This window comes from Endozoicomonas sp. 4G, from assembly GCF_023822025.1.
Lineage (GTDB): Bacteria > Pseudomonadota > Gammaproteobacteria > Pseudomonadales > Endozoicomonadaceae > Endozoicomonas_A.
The window spans coordinates 594,620-617,012 of the sequence record NZ_CP082909.1 but is presented as its reverse complement, the minus strand read 5'-3'; the positions used below and the strand labels follow the sequence as shown (position 1 = coordinate 617,012).

The window sequence follows — 22,393 nt, the reverse complement described above, 5'->3', positions numbered from 1 at the left end:
TTTGTGCAAACGAACAAGCTCTGAATTTTTTTTGCTTAAAGGTATTTTTGTAGGTCAGTTCTCGTATATAAAACGCAACACGCAGTGTAGTACGGAACTCCGCTATGTTCCTCTCGGAATTTACACAAAAATGATCATTCCCGGTCAACCCTGACCCATCGTCGTTAAATTGAGCGGAGTCGTCAGGTTCTGTATTGCTCTCTGGCTTGTGGACGGCACAAACGACGGGCTCTCACTACTGCGATTGCCTGACAGGGCACTGAGGTCCTGAATCAGACGCTGGTAGTGGTGGTACAGTTCCGTGTCATTCAGATTTGTCGCCACTGGCTGCTCATTATCTGAACCAATGTCGTCTTTCTTACTTCCGGCAAGACTAAACAAATAATTCAACAGTCGTTGCCCCCTGCCAATGATCTTGTTTAGAAAGGCCAGGGCGCTGTTCTCTCCCTCGTCACTGTCGTCCAGGGCAGACTGACTGTCGTTTCTGTTGATCACAGCCGTGGGGTTCAGGCTGACTTGCCCGCCTTTAAAGTGCAGGCTGGCCAACACCTCCGGTTTCACCAGCGCCAGCGTCTGATTCGTGCCAGTATTGATGATCCTGAAGGTTTGGCTCTCCAATGGCAGAGAGTAGTTGCTGTGGGTAAGGTTGCTGTGGGTAAGGTTGCTCTGCGCCTGCGATTCACACCGGCTGAACGCCACCTGTTCTACGGTCAGATCGGTAAAGAACAGTGCGGTGCTGTTATCACCCGACAATTGTCGTAAATCCGCCTTTGACCCGGACGACAGGAGGATATAGTGCTTGCCACGGCTGTCGATGGTGCGGGCTGGCCTGCACGCCCGGAGGTCATAGACGTCATTGCCAACACCACCGACCAGCGGGCGGGTCCAGTCGAGGATGGCTTGCCACAAGCTGCTGTTGCCGGGCGTGTCCAGCCTTCGGTTGTCACAGCGGTCGCCCCGTTTTGCCAGTACTTCTGGCCGTGGGGCAGTAGTTCCTGAGGTTCCCAGCAGCAGCAGGTCATGACCGCCCCATCCCCGGAGTGACCACTGCCGGGCGTCGGCGCCAAGGTACAGAATATTATTGCGGCTATTGCCCCAGAGTCTCGCTGTCCCGTTACCGATGGCGGACGAGCTGATCACGGAGGGTATAAACGGCCATGACTCATAACCGCTGCCGGGTTTCGGCCCGCTCACCTGAACACTGCCCGGCTCCCAACCCCACTGTCCTGTGCCAGTAATAAACACCTGACGTTTAACATAGGTGGAGTTCAAGGGCTCCAGCATCAGTTTAATTCCGTTCATCGCCTGGTATGTGACGATTTTTGCTGGCTGATTTTTCTGGATGTACAGGGGCTTGCTGGCGGTGGCGTTGATGGATCGGAGGCCCTCCTGCCTGACGAGGCTGCTCACCGTGAGTGGCAAGACGATCCCCCGGCCAGAGCCCGTCACCCGTGCTGCCAGGTCGGATAATGGCAGCCGACGGTCACTAAACACCAGGGTTGTGGGCTGCAGGAACCGGTCGTACTGTCTGGCCAGGGCCTGCTGAATCTCGATCTCGGCGTCGCCGGGATTAAACCGGTTGGACAGCAACAGGTTCTGACCCCAGCGGTCAGCACGGAAGAGGAAGGCCGGTACCTTCAGTTCAATGCGGGTCTGTGCCCTGTTGTGATGGGCGGTGCTTTCTTCGGCAAGACCAGGATGAATGAGGATCCGGGAAAAAAACGACAAGTCAGTCTCATCCAGTTCAATCACGTCCGACCCGCCCTGCCCCTCCACCATGACCTCGAACCGCTGTCGGGTACCCTTGTCGACAAAGGCCACCTTATGCTCGTGGTAGTAAGTGTCCAGCCGCAACTCGGTCAGGCTGATCCGCTCAGCTTCTGGAGTGCCTGACAACAGCAGACCCCCAGCAATCACGGCGACCTTGCCAAAGGTTCCCAGTGATTGGTAACCCTTTTGGGTGACCCGGTACAGCGTCTGGTTGTTCTGGTTATAAACGACTGTGCTCGTTGACTGAGGGAACGAGAACTTCCGGACGCTGCCAATTACTTGCTGAACACCGTGCTCCTTGCCAGGCAGGCCGAACAACAGTCTTTGTTGACGGGAACCCCGGCCCTGGTAATCCATCCAGGCTACCTGGGTGGGGGAATAGCCGGGGCGCAGCGTGAGGGCGATCAGTCCGATGTCGGCCTGCTGTCGTACGTCCGCTGGCAGAGAGCCCATGGCCTGGTTAAAATCTTGCCGGGTCCAGTAGACCAGGCTGCCGGTGCTGTTCCTGGGTCCCATCACGCTGAGGTCCAGCGCCACCAGGGCCAGGCGCTCCCGGTTGGCCAGGTATTGGGCCTTCGGTGTCTTGATGCGCCATGCCTGGGCACCGAACTCCCACTGGTAGCTGCCCCTCAAGTCGGTGCGCTTAGCCAGGGTGTAACGGCAGGGAGGGAGATCTGGTCATCAAACTCACTGGGCATCCCGGTCAGCGTAACGGCGGTGTCCTTGCCGCAAAAGGGATGGCCTTTGGCGCCCTGGTCAGGCTTGGGGAAAAACTCGAAAGCTTCCTGTTTGCGGGTGCCCGACAGGGCGAGCAGCTGGCCGTTCTCGTTCACCATGACCTCAAACTGGTCACCAGTGTTAGCTGCCAGCAGGGTTTCGGTGTCCGGGTTGTACCAGAAGTCCAGCTTTTGAAAGAGCTCAACAGAGGGTGGTCAGTGATCGCGGTGATCGGTCTCAGCGGCACCAGTCCCACCGTGGCCGAGAACTGTTCACGGGCCTGTACCACCCGGCTGCGCAATCGTTTCTTCAGCGCACTAATGAAAAACCGGGCACTGGCAGTGGTCCAGGTTGTGCCGCGATGTTCGTGGGTCACTTTGGCAAAAACCAGATAGAGTATCTGGCCCAGGTCCATGCTGTCCATCACCACGCCGGATTGAGGGGTGAACTGGCGCACACTCAGGGTATCGTTGGACTTGGCGACCATCTGCCCGGTGGCCTCGACCTGCCAGTGCTTAAAGGGTCGTGACTCCACCGACAGGTTTTCGTTGACAACCCGGGTATTGCCCCAGGCCTTGTCCGGTATCCACAGCCGGTAGCCACCGAGAGTATCGGCCAGGAGGCTGCCTGAGTGCGCCTGCACACGTATAAAGATGTGGTGGACGGCCATCTCTGCCACCGTCCGGTTCTCGCCTGCCGGGCGGATCAACTGGAAACCGGAACTCAGCCGCTGGACGCTCCCGGGGCGATCCATGTCGGTGCTTAGGTAATGCAGGTTGCCGGAGTGTTTGCTGAACATAATGTAGTAAACTTTCTTGCCCCACACCACCTTGTGAACCGGCAGGTGCTCTTCACGCAGTACCCTGCGGACACGCTCATTGATCACCCGTATGCGGCTTCCGTCGCTTTTACTGTTCGTTATGTAGCCATCGAACAGGCTGCTCAGGAAGGAAAAATGGGTTCGTGTGGCATCGTCATAAAAACCAGCCCTAAGGGTACGACGTTTGTCGTATTTATCGACGACCCGCATGGAAATAAGTCCATGGTCGGATGCCCTTGTGTTGGATGCCGTTGTGTTGGATGCCGCTACAGGTGGCACAGGAGGTACGCTGAGCTGGTCATCCAGCGTTTCTAGCGCAATCGCCTGATGAGTCAGCTGACCGGATGGGCTGGCTGTCAACAGGTAATAATAGGGAGCATCAAACACCAGCAATTGTGACTCATCTTTGTTCGGCACTATCCTTGATACGTTGCGACCAAACAAGCTGGCGTTCAACTGGAAGTGCCTGATTTCCCGGGTCAGTGTCTCCTTGTTCTGGAATAGCACCTTGCCGTTAGCAGAGTCAAAAAAATAGTAACCGGTAGCCGACTTCCCCTGGATCGGTTGCACCTGGATCGGTTGCCCCTGGATCGGTTGTACCTGGTCCGATTGCATCTGGGCACTGGCAACAATGAGCGGGATTTCCTGATGGTTAAGAGTATCGTACCAAAGCCGGACCCGGTCTAACTGACCCCAGTCTGCTTCGGCCAGTCCCAGCTTGCCAGGGAAACAGCGGTAAGGTTGCTTGAGATACTCATTGACCTGCCGGTCACAGCGCTGCTTGTGTTGTCGCCAGAGCACGTTCTCCTCGACCCGCGAGGCCCGCTCATCAGCTTCTATGGGTAATGGGTCACGGCCAGTCATCCTCGGCCACAGGTACGGTCTTTCGGGCGTCAACCAGATTGTGAGCCACCGCTCCGGCGCTTCAGCCATACAGCGTTCACGGATCCGGGGTGAGGCGTCACAGTCTTTCAGCTCCAGCGGCAGGAACCGGCTGGCCCCGTTATAACGGCTCATGATTCTGTTCAGTTTCGACGCCCTTGACGGCCTGTCATTCAGTGTTCCATTGTCGTATAAGCGATGAATCACTTTGCCGTCCGACCGCCACTCAAACAGTCCGTTGGCATCCCGGGCCACCACTTTATAAGGGGAGGATGACCTCGGTTCAGGAAACTCGAAACGGGTCTCACCCAGCGTGATATGCCAGGTTCGTTTTCCGTAATAGGTCTGCCAGAACCAGCAGCGTTTTACCTGGTCAGCCTGCTCGGTAACGCAGGCATAGGGTTCCTGGCCGTCGTAGTTCAACACCCAGGTAGAGATCCCTCGGGGGTGGACGCGAATGCGATGGGCACCGTCTGACATCAGGATGTAGGTTTTGTCGGCCCCTTCAGGACTATACAGATCATAACTCAGCCGTTCGGAATATTCGTCTTTGATGTGACGAAAAACGACGAGGTAATCCTTGTTATCGAGATACAGGCTGCTGGTTGACTTACGAAACATCAAAGCGTCGGTATGGGTGAACATCTGGACAAGGTATTTATATTGGTATCTGACGCTACATGAACCACCCTTACACTCGGTGAACCGGGTACCTTTTACCTTTTTCTGGTAAAACCGTTTCAGCTTATCGTCGCTAACGGCATCCAGAAACCGTGCACCGGGAGAGCTGCCGTCTGGCCCACTCCCCGGAGTATAACGTTTGCTAGTCTCGGGACTGTAGCGAAGCTTGATCTCCCACTGGGGTAAGCCGGGCATTAAAATGATTTTTTTATCGGTCATCTGCCCCAGGTTGTGGAACACCCCACTTGAGCATTGGTACCCGGTTAAACGCGACTCCCTCCGGCACAATGTCGCCAGGGCGTCGTCGACCATGTTAAAGAGAACCGTGGAGTATTCGATCCTGTTGATGTCACTGGCACAGTCCTCTATAGGGTCGCCCCTTACATACTGGTCATCCTCACAGCGTTCCCAGTCGTCTTTTTTTCCGGCGACGAAGGTTGTCTGAAATGAATAGCCGGGACCGTAGGTCAGGGTCTGGTTCACCAGGTTAATCGACTGGATATTCAGGGCCAGGAGGCTTTTGCCATCCCCGCTCGTTAACGCATTGAGGGTCTGGTTGTTGGCATGATTGTTGGCTTGATTGTTGGCCAGAAAGCTTCCGGGGTCCAGCTGGGCGTGGATCAGGTCAAAGATTTTTGCCGCCTTAACCGAAGCGTCCCCTAATTTTTTATAAGCCAGCTTTCTTGCCTCGCTCTCGTAATGGAGATTAAAAACCACCCTGATATGGTGCATGAGCCCACCAAGCATGATCCCCACGACTGGGTTGGCAAACACCGCAAGGATGGAGATACCCGTATCCACCGACTCAAAGATCACCCTGGATTCCATGAGTTTCTTAACTTCCGGGTCCTTTTCGTTCTCATATTCAATGATGGTCAGGGTGAGACTGCCTGCCTGCACGCCAGGAAGCAGAAAGGGTACAAAACGACCGGCACTTTTACCCAGCTTGCCGATTTTTTTCAGCCCCACGGGGAACTTGCCCGACCCCGGAATATTGGGCAGCTTTGGTGCTTTCTGACCGAAATGCATTGACGGCATGATAGCTGGGATAATGACCTTGACCCCGTGCCGTCCGACATTGATTATGTCAATCAGTTGTAATGCCAACGACGTATAAAAAAACGTCTGTCGCCCGATATAAATCTGCCGCTCAGTGTCCGTCATATTGCGTGGGGGGTGGTTGTAATGATGCCCCACGGGAGAAATCCCTGCTATCAGGTCGAAAAGGCCTATAAAAGAACTGAGCCTGTCCATATTGCCGGCGGCGGTTCTTTTCCCTTTGGCCAGCGATGGCAAGCCTTGACGACTCGTCCCCTGGAGAAAGCCCCGGAAGCGATCAAAGGCTCCGGAGGTAAACCGGATGTTCTTACGGGCCAGGGTATCGGGTTCCACAAAGTCCATGCGCCAGCCCCGGCCATCACGACGAAGGGTATCCAGTTGGGGAACCATGTTGTCGGCGAGTGAGTGCCGGGCTTTAATGTCCCTCAGGGCGGTATCAAACTCCAGCAGCCGCTGCCTGAATTCGGCTCGTTCAGAGGCCACACCTGAGAGATTGTCTTTAGTCCGGGGCTGCTCCGGAACCGAAAGGTGGCTGGGTGGCAAATACCGAATAAGGGCTTTTGAATCCGATGGCCGGGGCGACATCAGCACCGTCTTTTCGCCGGGAAGCAGCCGGTACTCCGGTTGTCCGGTGCCCTGGGAGCGCAGCACAAGGCTTTCAATCGCCGGGCGATCCTTCGGCATCAGGCGCTGGATATCTTTCACCAGTCGTTTAAAAACCTCGGGGCTGCGACTCCTGGGCTCGATAATCAGTTTGCCCACCAGGGGTTTGCCGTTGCTGGGCGAAAGGGCCACAAAGGTTTTCAGGGCGTTCAGGGCGGTGATTCCGCCGGACTGTTTGCTGCTGGCAAGATCGCTGACGGTCAGGCTGGCGATGTGGATGTCCGGGGTAAAGTAGGCCAGTGTCGTCAAAGCATGGGCGATCAGTCTGGCTGGCCGACCGAGAACGGTGACGCGGTTGCCGTCTCCCCCGGCGATGGCCGACTGCACCCGGCCATCGGGTGTGAGCAGCACATAACTGCCAGAGGGGGTGGTTTTCAGCAACAGGGGTTGGCCACTCAAGGTCCCGTCTTTTATCTGCTGTTGAGCGCGGGTAAACGAATCTTTGTCCAGGGCAATGACCGAGTGCATGCCCCGGGTGTCAGCTAATGCGTCCTTGGCTTCGAGGCGACGATACCGGGTGAAAAAATTCTGCAGCCAGCGCTGACCTTCGTTGGCGGGTTTGAGCAGGGCGATATCGGTTTTTTTGTCTTTTTTGTCATCAATGTTGTCATCAAGATAGAGTTGGGTTTTGGGGCCGGAAAGTAACCGGAGGGCGTACGTCAACGCTTTGCGTCGAGCATCGCAGCTGCCGGTATTGGCTGTTCTTCGGCGCCGGTTACAAGACCCCGGTAGCTGGTTTTCGAGAAGCTCAATGTAGGCGAATTGATTTACGTACATCCCATTAATCTCGGCAGCACCTCCCGCCGTTCCGATATCGACACGGTGAATAGAGTATGCATCTGCCTGTATCCGTCTTTTCAGGGTCTCGAAGGCTCTGGTCTTTGCTTCCTCACCCTGGAAATGATCCATTAGCTGCTGAAGCCGAGAGACCCCTAACCAGCGGTAACGTTGTTCATAGCGTGTAAGCCATTCAGTGTAAGAGGAAGATTGCCCCGCCATACTGAGGGTGTCTGACAAATGAATTGTTTCTGTGATGTCTGGATTGACGAAAGCAAATTTTTCAGACCCTGGGTTTTCAAGTAATCCATGAAAGATCGCTCCTTTGAAAGTGAAGAATAAGCCGAAATGTTGCGCATTTTTTTTGGTAAGCTCATATTCGACCAGGCTATCAAACAAATTCTGTTCTTCTATGGCAAAGTCAGACTTTTCTTCGTGCATGAGCCTGACCGAAGCCCCTTCGGGTCTGGCATTGATAGCCGATCTGGCATCTATAACCTCACCGGGTCTGACGCTGGCAGACTTATATTTGACTAAGCTATCAATCATCTGCCGTTTAAGATCAGGTTCAATCGAATCATCACTTGTGATGGCACTGATCAAATCCGTGTCATCGGCAAACTCATCTGTTAACAGGTCGTCGATAGACACTCCGGAGATGGCACCGATAAGCTCATTTTCGAAGTCGAGTGACTTGGCTTGGTATTCAACGATATTGCTAGGCTTCAGGGTAAAAACAATGCTTTGCCCCGGCTTATCTTTTGAGGTTGAAGGTCTGTTTTGATCGTCAGCTGACACGAATTCTCGAACCGCAACAGCGTAATTCGCCCGGATACTTTTTATGGCCAGCTCTCTCAAAACTTCAGGCACAACATATCTTTGGCTGATATCCAGCATGCCCTCAGAACCAGTAATGCTTTGTGCAGAGTTATAAAAAGCAAATTCGATGCTTTGTAAGTTGGTATTGCGTGGGATCACCATTTCCAAGGGAGAAAGTAGGGATCTCACTAAGTTCTGGTTGTAAACCTCTAAGTACTGGCTGTTTTCAGAGAACCAGGCATTCTGGAAATGGAGATTACCAGTTATCACGACTTTGGTGTCTTCACCAATGTTTGTCAACACTGTTCCGTCTACTCTATAAAGTCTTCTTACTCCCGAACCGACTTCAGCAAAGTGGTACAAAACTTTATTTTTTGTAGCGGAGTACTTTTGATAAAGCTCAATATCCTTTCCTGAAGAAGTCACTGTAAAAGCGAAATCATCAGAAAAATAAATCATTATTAATTTATTGTACGGTTGCTTATTTCTTTCAGGGCGGTAAAAAACAAGTTCGGGATAATTCTTCTTATTAAAGAAAGTATTCGATAAGAAATCATCAATTGGATTAATTGTAGCCGCTTTGTGTGATCGGAATTTTCTTAATCTTTCAAAGCCGCCATAAATTAATTGGGCGATAAGGCGGTAGTCATCTTCCTTGGTATTATCTGAAAGCTTTGTTGCAATTTCTACGACTTTATCGATATCATCATTGGTGACATCCAGTTTTTTTTCGCTATAGAATTGATTCATGGCATTCTTTATATCTATTTTTATTTCTTCTTTCGTTGTTGGTGTTTTTTTCAAATCTTCTAAAGTCTTATGAATAAAACGGATTTCATGAAGTAGTAGCTGAATTTCCTTATGGGAGGAGCGAGATGCCAGCATCAGGGGCTGGATTCGATTCGCAGTATTTTCAAACTTTATTTCTCTACTCAAAAATATTTTATTAATGGTATTCTTCGTTAGACTATATTCACTTAGTTTTCCGAAGATATCACTAACGCTTCTATTTTCCATGAGGCTTTTAATTAGACTGAACTCTTTTTCCGGAAGGCTTTTATCGTATCTCGTAAAATAAGGTCCAGGATCTGGAATAATATTATCTGAAAACATTTTTTCTAAAAGAGCACGTGTTACAGCTCTTTCGATCTGCACTTTCCATTCATCAGGTAATGGTGCTTCAGGTACAAAGTTGAGAGCATGCATCTCTGTTATAAGGGGGGTAATGTCCAGTTGTGGTAGTAGTCCTTTATCTATATATACCCCTCCAAACTCTGTTTCACGATGCAGTCCTACAAATCTTTCGGTTATCAAACTGTCACTAAGACTTAAACTGTACCTGATATATTCTTTGTTTTCTTCTTCAAAGTAATTCTGGCTACTATGAACGACAGAATTGCTGATATCTTCTTGAATTTTCTTTATCAGAGTGTTGGCTTTACCCCATGCTTCGAGAAAATCCTGCTTTAAACTATCTGAAAAACCAGATTTCATTATATCCAGGTTTACTACGTAATTGTTATTACCTATGAAACTATCAATTTCGTTCCAGATGCTGTCCTTAAACTGCGAAATGTTAGCGTGATAATTTTTTTCAGCGTTTTCTTTATTTTTCTCAGCAAACCGCAGTGAATATAAAATTCTTTGGTATATCAAAGGTCCGGGAGCCCATACATGGATTTTATAGTCCGGGTTCACCTCAGCCCATATTTTTAGCCAAATAAACTCCCGGTCATCAGCAGGACCGACGATACTAACATGAATATTCTTGGGTACGGATGGCATGATAACACCTCACGGGATTAGTTCAGACCCATCGTTGTCAAAGGTTGTGGCGTCGTCAGGTTCTGCACTATTCTCTGGCTTGTGGACGGCACAAACGACGGGCTCTCACTACTGCGATTGCCTGACAGGGCACTGAGGTCCTGAATCAGACGCTGGTAGTGGTGGTACAGTTCCGTGTCATTCAGATTTGTCGCCACTGGCTGCTCATTATCTGAACCAATGTCGTCTTTCTTACTTCCGGCAAGACTAAACAAATAATTCAACAGTCGTTGCCCCCTGCCAATGATCTTGTTTAGAAAGGCCAGGGCGCTGTTCTCTCCCTCGTCACTGTCGTCCAGGGCAGACTGACTGTCGTTTCTGTTGATCACAGCCGTGGGGTTCAGGCTGACTTGCCCGCCTTTAAAGTGCAGGCTGGCCAACACCTCCGGTTTCACCAGCGCCAGCGTCTGATTCGTGCCAGTATTGATGATCCTGAAGGTTTGGCTCTCCAATGGCAGAGAGTAGTTGCTGAAGGTGAGGTTGCTGCTGCGGGTGAGGTTGCTCTGCGCCTGCGGGTCACACTGGCTGAACGCCACCTGTTCTAGGGTCAGATCGGTAAAGAACAGTGCGGTGCTGTTATCACCCGACAATTGTCGTAAATCCGCCTTCGACCCGGACGACAGGAGGATATAGTGCTTGCCACGGCTGTCGATGGTGCGGGCTGGCCTGCACGCCCGCAGGTCATAGACGTCATTGCCAACACCACCGACCAGCGGGCGGGTCCAGTCGAGGATGGCTTGCCACAGGCTGCTGTTGCCGGGCGTGTCCAGCCTTCGGTTGTCACAGCGGTCACCCCGTTTTGCCAGTACTTCTGGCCGTGGGGCAGTAGTTCCTGAGGTTCCCAGCAGCAGCAGGTCATGACCGCCCCATCCCCGGAGTGACCACTGCCGGGCGTCGGCGCCAAGGTACAGAATATTATTGCGGCTATTGCCCCAGAGTCTCGCTGTCCCGTTACCGATGGCGGACGAGCTGATCACGGAGGGTATAAACGGCCATGACTCATAACCGCTGCCGGGTTTCGGCCCGCTCACCTGAACACTGCCCGGCTCCCAACCCCACTGTCCTGTGCCAGTAATAAACACCTGACGTTTAACATAGGTGGAGTTCAAGGGCTCCAGCATCAGTTTAATTCCGTTCATCGCCTGGTATGTGACGATTTTTGCTGGCTGATTTTTCTGGATGTACAGGGGCTTGCTGGCGGTGGCGTTGATGGATCGGAGGCCCTCCTGCCTGACGAGGCTGCTCACCGTGAGTGGCAAGACGATCCCCCGGCCAGAGCCCGTCACCCGTGCTGCCAGGTCGGATAATGGCAGCCGACGGTCACTAAACACCAGGGTTGTGGGCTGCAGGAACCGGTCGTACTGTCTGGCCAGGGCCTGCTGAATCTCGATCTCGGCGTCGCCGGGATTAAACCGGTTGGACAGCAACAGGTTCTGACCCCAGCGGTCAGCACGGAAGAGGAAGGCCGGTACCTTCAGTTCAATGCGGGTCTGTGCCCTGTTGTGATGGGCGGTGCTTTCTTCGGCAAGACCAGGATGAATGAGGATCCGGGAAAAAAACGACAAGTCAGTCTCATCCAGTTCAATCACGTCCGACCCGCCCTGCCCCTCCACCATGACCTCGAACCGCTGTCGGGTACCCTTGTCGACAAAGGCCACCTTATGCTCGTGGTAGTAAGTGTCCAGCCGCAACTCGGTCAGGCTGATCCGCTCAGCTTCTGGAGTGCCTGACAACAGCAGACCCCCAGCAATCACGGCGACCTTGCCAAAGGTTCCCAGTGATTGGTAACCCTTTTGGGTGACCCGGTACAGCGTCTGGTTGTTCTGGTTATAAACGACTGTGCTCGTTGACTGAGGGAACGAGAACTTCCGGACGCTGCCAATTACTTGCTGAACACCGTGCTCCTTGCCAGGCAGGCCGAACAACAGTCTTTGTTGACGGGAACCCCGGCCCTGGTAATCCATCCAGGCTACCTGGGTGGGGGAATAGCCGGGGCGCAGCGTGAGGGCGATCAGTCCGATGTCGGCCTGCTGTCGTACGTCCGCTGGCAGAGAGCCCATGGCCTGGTTAAAATCTTGCCGGGTCCAGTAGACCAGGCTGCCGGTGCTGTTCCTGGGTCCCATCACGCTGAGGTCCAGCGCCACCAGGGCCAGGCGCTCCCGGTTGGCCAGGTATTGGGCCTTCGGTGTCTTGATGCGCCATGCCTGGGCACCGAACTCCCACTGGTAGCTGCCCCTCAAGTCGGTGCGCTTAGCCAGGGTGTAACGGCAGGGAGGGGAGATCTGGTCATCAAACTCACTGGGCATCCCGGTCAGCGTAACGGCGGTGTCCTTGCCGCAAAAGGGATGGCCTTTGGCGCCCTGGTCAGGCTTGGGGAAAAACTCGAAAGCTTCCTGTTTGCGGGTGCCCGACAGGGCGAGCAGCTGGCCGTTCTCGTTCACCATGACCTCAAACTGGTCACCAGTGTTAGCTGCCAGCAGGGTTTCGGTGTCCGGGTTGTACCAGAAGTCCAGCTTTTTGAAAGAGCTCAACAGAGGGTGGTCAGTGATCGCGGTGATCGGTCTCAGCGGCACCAGTCCCACCGTGGCCGAGAACTGTTCACGGGCCTGTACCACCCGGCTGCGCAATCGTTTCTTCAGCGCACTAATGAAAAACCGGGCACTGGCAGTGGTCCAGGTTGTGCCGCGATGTTCGTGGGTCACTTTGGCAAAAACCAGATAGAGTATCTGGCCCAGGTCCATGCTGTCCATCACCACGCCGGATTGAGGGGTGAACTGGCGCACACTCAGGGTATCGTTGGACTTGGCGACCATCTGCCCGGTGGCCTCGACCTGCCAGTGCTTAAAGGGTCGTGACTCCACCGACAGGTTTTCGTTGACAACCCGGGTATTGCCCCAGGCCTTGTCCGGTATCCACAGCCGGTAGCCACCGAGAGTATCGGCCAGGAGGCTGCCTGAGTGCGCCTGCACACGTATAAAGATGTGGTGGACGGCCATCTCTGCCACCGTCCGGTTCTCGCCTGCCGGGCGGATCAACTGGAAACCGGAACTCAGCCGCTGGACGCTCCCGGGGCGATCCATGTCGGTGCTTAGGTAATGCAGGTTGCCGGAGTGTTTGCTGAACATAATGTAGTAAACTTTCTTGCCCCACACCACCTTGTGAACCGGCAGGTGCTCTTCACGCAGTACCCTGCGGACACGCTCATTGATCACCCGTATGCGGCTTCCGTCGCTTTTACTGTTCGTTATGTAGCCATCGAACAGGCTGCTCAGGAAGGAAAAATGGGTTCGTGTGGCATCGTCATAAAAACCAGCCCTAAGGGTACGACGTTTGTCGTATTTATCGACGACCCGCATGGAAATAAGTCCATGGTCGGATGCCCTTGTGTTGGATGCCGTTGTGTTGGATGCCGCTACAGGTGGCACAGGAGGTACGCTGAGCTGGTCATCCAGCGTTTCTAGCGCAATCGCCTGATGAGTCAGCTGACCGGATGGGCTGGCTGTCAACAGGTAATAATAGGGAGCATCAAACACCAGCAATTGTGACTCATCTTTGTTCGGCACTATCCTTGATACGTTGCGACCAAACAAGCTGGCGTTCAACTGGAAGTGCCTGATTTCCCGGGTCAGTGTCTCCTTGTTCTGGAATAGCACCTTGCCGTTAGCAGAGTCAAAAAAATAGTAACCGGTAGCCGACTTCCCCTGGATCGGTTGCACCTGGATCGGTTGCACCTGGATCGGTTGCCCCTGGATCGGTTGTACCTGGTCCGATTGCATCTGGGCACTGGCAACAATGAGCGGGATTTCCTGATGGTTAAGAGTATCGTACCAAAGCCGGACCCGGTCTAACTGACCCCAGTCTGCTTCGGCCAGTCCCAGCTTGCCAGGGAAACAGCGGTAAGGTTGCTTGAGATACTCATTGACCTGCCGGTCACAGCGCTGCTTGTGTTGTCGCCAGAGCACGTTCTCCTCGACCCGCGAGGCCCGCTCATCAGCTTCTATGGGTAATGGGTCACGGCCAGTCATCCTCGGCCACAGGTACGGTCTTTCGGGCGTCAACCAGATTGTGAGCCACCGCTCCGGCGCTTCAGCCATACAGCGTTCACGGATCCGGGGTGAGGCGTCACAGTCTTTCAGCTCCAGCGGCAGGAACCGGCTGGCCCCGTTATAACGGCTCATGATTCTGTTCAGTTTCGACGCCCTTGACGGCCTGTCATTCAGTGTTCCATTGTCGTATAAGCGATGAATCACTTTGCCGTCCGACCGCCACTCAAACAGTCCGTTGGCATCCCGGGCCACCACTTTATAAGGGAGGATGACCTCGGTTCAGGAAACTCGAAACGGGTCTCACCCAGCGTGATATGCCAGGTTCGTTTTCCGTAATAGGTCTGCCAGAACCAGCAGCGTTTTACCTGGTCAGCCTGCTCGGTAACGCAGGCATAGGGTTCCTGGCCGTCGTAGTTCAACACCCAGGTAGAGATCCCTCGGGGTGGACGCGAATGCGATGGGCACCGTCTGACATCAGGATGTAGGTTTTGTCGGCCCCTTCAGGACTATACAGATCATAACTCAGCCGTTCGGAATATTCGTCTTTGATGTGACGAAAAACGACGAGGTAATCCTTGTTATCGAGATACAGGCTGCTGGTTGACTTACGAAACATCAAAGCGTCGGTATGGGTGAACATCTGGACAAGGTATTTATATTGGTATCTGACGCTACATGAACCACCCTTACACTCGGTGAACCGGGTACCTTTTACCTTTTTCTGGTAAAACCGTTTCAGCTTATCGTCGCTAACGGCATCCAGAAACCGTGCACCGGGAGAGCTGCCGTCTGGCCCACTCCCCGGAGTATAACGTTTGCTAGTCTCGGGACTGTAGCGAAGCTTGACCTCCCACTGGGGTAAGCCGGGCATTAAAATGATTTTTTTATCGGTCATCTGCCCCAGGTTGTGGAACACCCCACTTGAGCATTGGTACCCGGTTAAACGCGACTCCGTCCGGCACAATGTCGCCAGGGCGTCGTCGACCATGTTAAAGAGAACCGTGGAGTATTCGATCCTGTTGATGTCACTGGCACAGTCCTCTATAGGGTCGCCCCTTACATACTGGTCATCCTCGCAGCGTTCCCAGTCGTCTTTTTTTCCGGCGACGAAGGTTGTCTGAAATGAATAGCCGGGACCGTAGGTCAGGGTCTGGTTCACCAGGTTAATCGACTGGATATTCAGGGCCAGGAGGCTTTTGCCATCCCCGCTCGTTAACGCATTGAGGGTCTGGTTGTTGGCATGATTGTTGGCCAGAAAGCTTCCGGGGTCCAGCTGGGCGTGGATCAGGTCAAAGATTTTTGCCGCCTTAACCGAAGCGTCCCCTAATTTTTTATAAGCCAGCTTTCTTGCCTCGCTCTCGTAATGGAGATTAAAAACCACCCTGATATGGTGCATGAGCCCACCAAGCATGATCCCCACGACTGGGTTGGCAAACACCGCAAGGAAGGAGATACCCGTATCCACCGACTCAAAGATCACCCTGGATTCCATGAGTTTCTTAACTTCCGGGTCCTTTTCGTTCTCATATTCAATGATGGTCAGGGTGAGACTGCCTGCCTGCACGCCGGGAAGCAGAAAGGGTACAAAACGACCGGCACTTTTACCCAGCTTGCCGATTTTTTTCAGCCCCACGGGGAACTTGCCCGACCCCGGAATATTGGGCAGCTTTGGTGCTTTCTGACCGAAATGCATTGACGGCATGATAGCTGGGATAATGACCTTGACCCCGTGCCGTCCGACATTGATTATGTCAATCAGTTGTAATGCCAACGACGTATAAAAAAACGTCTGTCGCCCGATATAAATCTGCCGCTCAGTGTCCGTCATATTGCGTGGGGGGTGGTTGTAATGATGCCCCACGGGAGAAATCCCTGCTATCAGGTCGAAAAGGCCTATAAAAGAACTGAGCCTGTCCATATTGCCGGCGGCGGTTCTTTTCCCTTTGGCCAGCGATGGCAAGCCTTGACGACTCGTCCCCTGGAGAAAGCCCCGGAAGCGATCAAAGGCTCCGGAGGTAAACCGGATGTTCTTACGGGCCAGGGTATCGGGTTCCACAAAGTCCATGCGCCAGCCCCGGCCATCACGACGAAGGGTATCCAGTTGGGGAACCATGCTGTCGGCGAGTGAGTGCCGGGCTTTAATGTCCCTCAGGGCGGTATCAAACTCCAGCAGCCGCTGCCTGAATTCGGCTCGTTCAGAGGCCACACCTGAGAGATTGTCTTTAGTCCGGGGCTGCTCCGGAACCGAAAGGTGGCTGGGTGGCAAATACCGAATAAGGGCTTTTGAATCCGATGGCCGGGGCGACATCAGCACCGTCTTTTCGCCGGGGAGCAGCCGGTACTCCGGTTGTCCGGTGCCTGGGGAGCGCAGCACAAGGCTTTCAATCGCCGGGCGATCCTTCGGCATCAGGCGCTGGATATCTTTCACCAGTCGTTTAAAAACCTCGGGGCTGCGACTCCTGGGCTCGATAATCAGTTCGCCCACCAGGGGTTTGCCGTTGCTGGGCGAAAGGGCCACAAAGGTTTTCAGGGCGTTCAGGGCGGTGATTCCGCCGGACTGTTTGCTGCTGGCAAGATCGCTGACGGTCAGGCTGGCGATGTGGATGTCCGGGGTAAAGTAGGCCAGTGTCGTCAAAGCATGGGCGATCAGTCTGGCTGGCCGACCGAGAACGGTGACGCGGTTGCCGTCTCCCCCGGCGATGGCCGACTGCACCCGGCCATCGGGTGTGAGCAGCACATAACTGCCAGAGGGGGTGGTTTTCAGCAGCAGGGGTTGGCCACTCAAGGTCCCGTCTTTTATCTGCTGTTGAGCGCGGGTAAACGAATCTTTGTCCAGGGCAATGACCGAGTGCATGCCCCGGGTGTCAGTTAATGCGTCCTTGGCTTCGAGGCGACGATACCGGGTGAAAAAATTCTGCAGCCAGCGCTGACCTTCGTTGGCGGGTTTGAGCAGGGCGATATCGGTTTTTTTGTCTCTTTTGTCTTTTGTGTCATCAATGTTGTCATCAAGATAGAGTTGGGTTTTGGGGCCGGAAAGTAACCGGAGGGCATACGTCAACGCTTTGCGTCGAGCATCGCAGCTGCCGGTATTGGCTGTTCTTCGGCGCCGGTTACAAGACAGTGATAACTCATCTGAGAGAAGATCGATGTTGGGGAATTTATTTTTGTATATTGCCTTGATTCTGGCAGCCCCCTCTTCAGTGAGGGGATCGAAAGTGAAGATATCGAATGAATAGGTCTGTGCCTTTCTTTTGAAGGTTTCGAAGGCCTCGACCTTCTCTTCTTCACTCTGATATTGGCTCATTTCCTGCCGAAGCTGGGTGATGTAGTTGAACTCGGGGAAACGCCTTTCATAGCGGTCAAGCCATTCGGTGTAGGAGGAAGACTCCTTCGCCAGCTTGATTGTGTCTTCCAAACGACGCGTTTCTCTCCAGTCCGGATGGAAGAAAGCAACTTTTTCAGGGGTCGACTCTTTGTTTAATCCGAAAAAAAGCGCATCTTTGAACTGAGATGCAAATGAGTATTCTCCAGCATCTCTTCTATAATCGACCTCATCGTGGACTGTGGAAGTGGGCACCCTGTTTTCCGGTCTGGCAGAGGCAGAATCACCCTGGTCTCCGTCACCGGCATACATTTTTTCGACAAGGGCTTCGACTGAATCCTTCCCGAGTCTGGGATCGGTCGAACCCTGCGAATCCTCAACGATTATGGATTCAAACAACTGATCTGTGAATGTGGATTCGGAAATATCAACCTCAGGCCTGAAAGAAAACTCATTATCAGGGTCAAGGGAGTCCAGCCCGAACTTGGCTTTGTATGTAACGCTGTTGTCTTCATTCCTGGTAAAAACAATACGGTTGAGTTCAGGATCGGACGCATCTCTTGAGGTTGAAGGCCCGTCAGGACCACCACCGGCAGTTTGCTGGGGAACACTTGCTGATACGTATCTTCGAACAGCAACAGCAGAATTTGCACGAATACCTTCTTTGGCCAACTCCCTCAGAACTTCGGGTACAATATAATCTTTCTGGCCAGCATCCAATACACCCTCAGAACCTGGAATGTCTTGTGCCGAGTTAAAAAAATAGAATGCTATGTTTTGTACGGTGGTATTCTCGGGGATCACTGTACTTAAAATTGACGATAGCTGTTTCACCAAGAACCGGGAGTTGATGGAATTAATTTCTCTCGACTCGGTACCAGAGAAATCAAAATTTCCAGTAATAAAGACTTTAGTGTCTTCGCCGATATTTTTGATTGCTTTTCCTGAAATTATTTTAATTACTCTTTTATTACGTTGATTATGATAAATAACGTCATACCAAACGCTGTTATCTCCATCAGTTCGATACCTGTTATAACGCTCATAAATCTTCCTCACAGACTCTTCTTTTTTTTTGCTCTGAGCATCTTTTTTGCCCTGAGCATCGGGAATATTAATCATTATAAACTTGTCGTATGGTCGCCTAAGCGCTGAGTCTGACAGGTCAGAATCGGTACCATATCTATAGAAGGGATTATTCGTTAAGAATTCAGAAGTTTCGACAATTGTAACTCTTCTTGTATTATGGATTTTTTTTAATCTTTCAAAAGCGTCATAACCTAGTTTAGCGAGAATCCGGTGTTCAAAACCCCCGGTATGATATGAAAGCTCCGTTAACATTATGGCAACTTTATTGATGTCATCGTCGAAGACAGTAATTTTATTTTCATAGAATTCATTCAAATATTTCTTTATCTCTGGTATGCGTTCTTCTTTGCTTATTTTGTTTTTTTTAATTCTTTCTAAAATAGTGTGAAAAAATGTAGCTTCTTCAATTATTTTTTCGATCAGTCGGTTATCTCGACTAGCTTCCAATATTATTGGCTCGATTGGATCATTAAGGTATCCAGATGAAGCATAGTCTCCAGAATATAAAGCACTACCTAAAAATATTTTGTTATGGGTATTGTAATTTATTTCACGATCTCTCAGTTTAATAAATAGATCGTCAACATTGTTTTCTTCTACGACGCTTTTAATTTTATTTAATTCTTCTTGTGACAGGTTTATATCTTCTATCTTAAAATAACGGTCAGGATCAGGAATAATTTTATTTTCAAACATTTTTTTCAAAATAGCACGCACCTTAGCTCTATCTAGCTGCTCTCTCTCACTACTGCCCACTCCCCTTCCCGGTAGCGCCCCCCCCTCTTCTTCAAAGAGCTCTCTGTTCAGTGCTGGTAGCAGCCCTTTATCAATATATACGCCTCCATAAGCGCGTTCGCGATCAAACCCTAAAATTCTTTCGATTATCAAAGTTTTTTTAAGGCTTAAGGTGTACTTAATATATTCACTGTTCTTCCGTTCAAAGTCAGACTCTGAAACGAAAACAAAAGCATTGCTAATTAATGTTCGAATTTGATTTAACACATGATTAGTTTTATTCCATTTGGTAACAAACGACCTCTTTACGCTGTCTGAAAAATCAGATTTCATTATATCCAATCTTTCTATGTCACCGTTTTCACCCACAAAAGCATCGATTTTTTGCCAGATACTCTGCCTCAACCGCGCAATATCAGCGGGATCATCTGTTTCAATAGATTGTCGTATTTTCTCAGAAAACAGTAACGAATATAAAATCCTTTTGTATCTCAAAGCTTTGGGAGCCCATACATGGATTCTATGGTTCGGGTTCACCCTGGCCCATATTGTCAGCCAAATAAGCTCCCAACCTTTAGCAGAACCGACAATAGCAACATGAACTTTCTTGGGTAGGCTTGGCATGATAACACCTGATGGATTGATCTACATGGTTTTCTGAAGGATTGTGATACTTGTCTTTTCACCGGCACTAGGAGCCTGACGATTGCACCATGCAGTGTAGTTCGGAACCGGGATAATGACCTGCTTATCCGTTTTATAAGATAAATATGTCGTCTTTTTAAGCGTCAGCAGTCGCTGACAATCAGCCTTGACCCATCGTCGTTAAATTTAGCGGAGTCGTCAGGTTCTGAGCCATTCTCTGGCTTGCCGATGGGATAAACGACGAGTTCTCACCACTGCGATTACCGGGCAGGATACTGGCTTCCTGAACCAAACGCTGGTATTGCCGGTTCAGTTCCGTGTTATTCAGGTTCGCCACCATAGGTCGCTCACTCTCGGCTTCACCTGTGTCAGCGTCGTCTTTCTTAGCTCCGGCCAGAATGCCCAGGTGATTCAACAGCTGTTTCCCCCTGCTAATGATCCTGCTCAGTAAGGACTGGGTTCCGTTGCCTCCACCCTCAGTGGCCAATGTTGCCTCTGGGATGCTTTCATTCATTGAGCGGCTGCCATTTGACTGTAAGGTATCTACTTTCGCCAGCACCTCGCTCATGCTGAGCACCTTGTTATTGACGATCAGGCGCTCAACGGTCTCGCCTTCCTGGCTGAAAAAGTTTTGCACCCGAAGGCTCTGGGTGGCATTGATCGGATGGGTGCTATTGTCGCGGTTTTTCAACAGGTTGTTATTCGGCAAGACAGTCAGGATAAGATCCTTGCCTGCTTTTTGATAGCCCAATGTCTGGCAGTCATGGGTATTAACTTCGAGCTGGTCAGCCGTGCCCGTGGCGTTTGCCAGAAGCCATTGACCGTTACTGGTATCATCGCCAGAGAAACGGTAAGTAGCGCTTTTTTCATCAATTAAATACTGGTGTCCGGGGATAGTTTGCTCTGAAAGTGAATAACCAGACTCGAGTCGTTGACCGATTCTTTCCCTGTCATCCAGAATGCCGTCATCCAGTTCCAAGCTGTCTGGCCAACCATTGGCATAGATAAGGTCAGGGTTCTGCCAGGTGCCGATTCCCACCAGGAGGTCGGCACCGGACGCCATCATTTTTATCCCTTCAGGCGACGGGAGACGCTCGTTGATGATGAGTTGGTCAGCGGCATAACAGTTCAGCGCCCGAATTTTTCTGGCTGGCTTGAAGGCCCGGGTTGCCAAAGCAACCTGACCATTCCGGTAGATGGTTAGAAAACCACTGTCATTTATTGTCATGACCAGGTGCAGGTGGGGGGAGGTGAAAAATGGCCTGACCCTTCGATAAAAGACCCTGCCACCCTCCGTTAGCCTGACCTCCAGCTTCCCGGGTTTCAGGCTCAGGCTGATGACATCAGAACCGTCAGACCCGGCAAAATGAATCAACGTGCTCCCCGCCCGTGTTCGTTTGCCCAGCGGCAGACCCTGGCGAATCAAGGCCGCCAGGATAAAACTGCCACCGGTGACCGGAGGGGGCATCAGGCGGGATAAGCCGACCGGGCAACCAGTCTGGTCACCGCTGTCAGGAGTATTACGCAGAGCCAGCGAACGCCAGCTTGCTGCCTGCAAATCCGTGAGGCTGACACCAGCCATTCGAATACGGTTAAACGAAGAGGGGGCAAAGAATAGCTTTAGCGCACGATTTTCTTCTGCATTCTCCAGCTCCAGACTGACAAGGTTATTGCCAGGACCGGGGTGGACACTGGCACCACTGCTTTTGAGGTGGAAAATATCATTTCCCGACTCCCCGAACAGTCCAGTCCCCGGCTTGACAGCACCCGACAAGAAAAACACATCATCACCTGGCCCGCCATGTACCGGTGCGGTGATATTGCCAAGCTGATAAGTGTTATCCAGTCGTTTATCCACAGTCAGCTTGGAGTGATAGTAATCTCGAAGGTTTTTGCCGCTAAGCAATCTGCTTCCGTTGTTGGCGGGATCAATCGTTGTCAGGCGCCAGAAATGCCGCTCCAGACTGTTGATAAAGTGTCCGGTAACCAGGCTGCCATCCTCACGCACACAATGGGGAACGTGCAGTAAATCGACGCTGAAAAATACATGTCCGCCGTTGTTCACTTCCAGACGGGTATAATTCCCGGTCAGTCGCCAGTCGAGATTTTCGGGTTTGACTCCGTGCAATACCAGGCTATTCCCGTCGTCCCGGTCGACGATCCGGGTACCATTAGCCTGTGGATAAATAACGTAAATATCCGGGCCCAGGTTGCCGGAAAGAAGGTCGGGTCCCAGGTTTGCCACCATCCGGTCAGCCTCCTGGCTACCATAATGTTGGTTGTATCCGGCTCCCCCTATGGTGGAGGTGATTGAACTGTTGCCCCCAGTGCCGGAAGAGGTCATTCTGAAAGTATCATTGCCACCTCCGCCATCGACGGCAATCCCGGCAAGGGCCGGAATGTCGTAAATATCGCCGGTATCCGGCCCCTTGAAAATCTCAAAATTACTGATAGCTACCGGCCATGTTTTAAAGGTGTTCTGCGATCCGGATAACCTGTTCGTAAAAGACACACGACCTTTGACGTTTTTATCGGGAGGGCAGG

General features: G+C 51.9%; 6 protein-coding genes (1 of these 6 only partly in view). All 6 read right to left on the bottom strand.

The annotated features are described in order from the left end of the window. Positions 1-144 precede the first annotated feature (144 nt). A complete protein-coding gene (locus K7B67_RS02335) occupies positions 145-2,403 on the bottom strand; it encodes a hypothetical protein (RefSeq protein WP_252178765.1) in 2,259 nt (752 codons plus the stop codon). Next, complete coding sequence (locus K7B67_RS02330; RefSeq protein WP_252178764.1) at positions 2,400-2,606, bottom strand: hypothetical protein; 207 nt, start codon at positions 2,604-2,606, stop codon at positions 2,400-2,402. The genes K7B67_RS02335 and K7B67_RS02330 overlap by 4 nt, the downstream gene beginning before the upstream one ends. Then, positions 2,600-9,124, bottom strand: coding sequence for a hypothetical protein (locus K7B67_RS02325; protein ID WP_252178763.1), 6,525 nt, complete (start codon positions 9,122-9,124; stop codon positions 2,600-2,602). The genes K7B67_RS02330 and K7B67_RS02325 overlap by 7 nt, the downstream gene beginning before the upstream one ends. An 866-nt stretch (positions 9,125-9,990) precedes the next feature. Beyond that, complete coding sequence (locus K7B67_RS02320; protein WP_252178762.1) at positions 9,991-14,262, bottom strand: hypothetical protein; 4,272 nt, start codon at positions 14,260-14,262, stop codon at positions 9,991-9,993. Between the two features lie 211 nt (positions 14,263-14,473). Beyond that, positions 14,474-18,100, bottom strand: a complete 3,627-nt coding sequence (locus tag K7B67_RS02315; protein WP_252178761.1) for a hypothetical protein — start codon at positions 18,098-18,100, stop codon at positions 14,474-14,476. A gap of 1,909 nt (positions 18,101-20,009) precedes the next feature. Beyond that, positions 20,010-22,393: the 3' portion of a TcdA/TcdB catalytic glycosyltransferase domain-containing protein gene (locus tag K7B67_RS02310; RefSeq protein WP_252178760.1), read on the bottom strand. Its footprint extends 25,984 nt past the window's final position; 2,384 of the gene's 28,368 nt are visible here — the last part of the coding sequence; the start codon falls outside the window, past its right edge — the gene reads right to left on this strand; the stop codon is at positions 20,010-20,012.

Bases quoted from the DNA above. Each gene is read 5' to 3' on its own strand.
- K7B67_RS02330 (WP_252178764.1), bottom strand. From the start codon at position 2,606: ATGGTGAACGAGAACGGCCAGCTGCTCGCCCTGTCGGGCACCCGCAAA.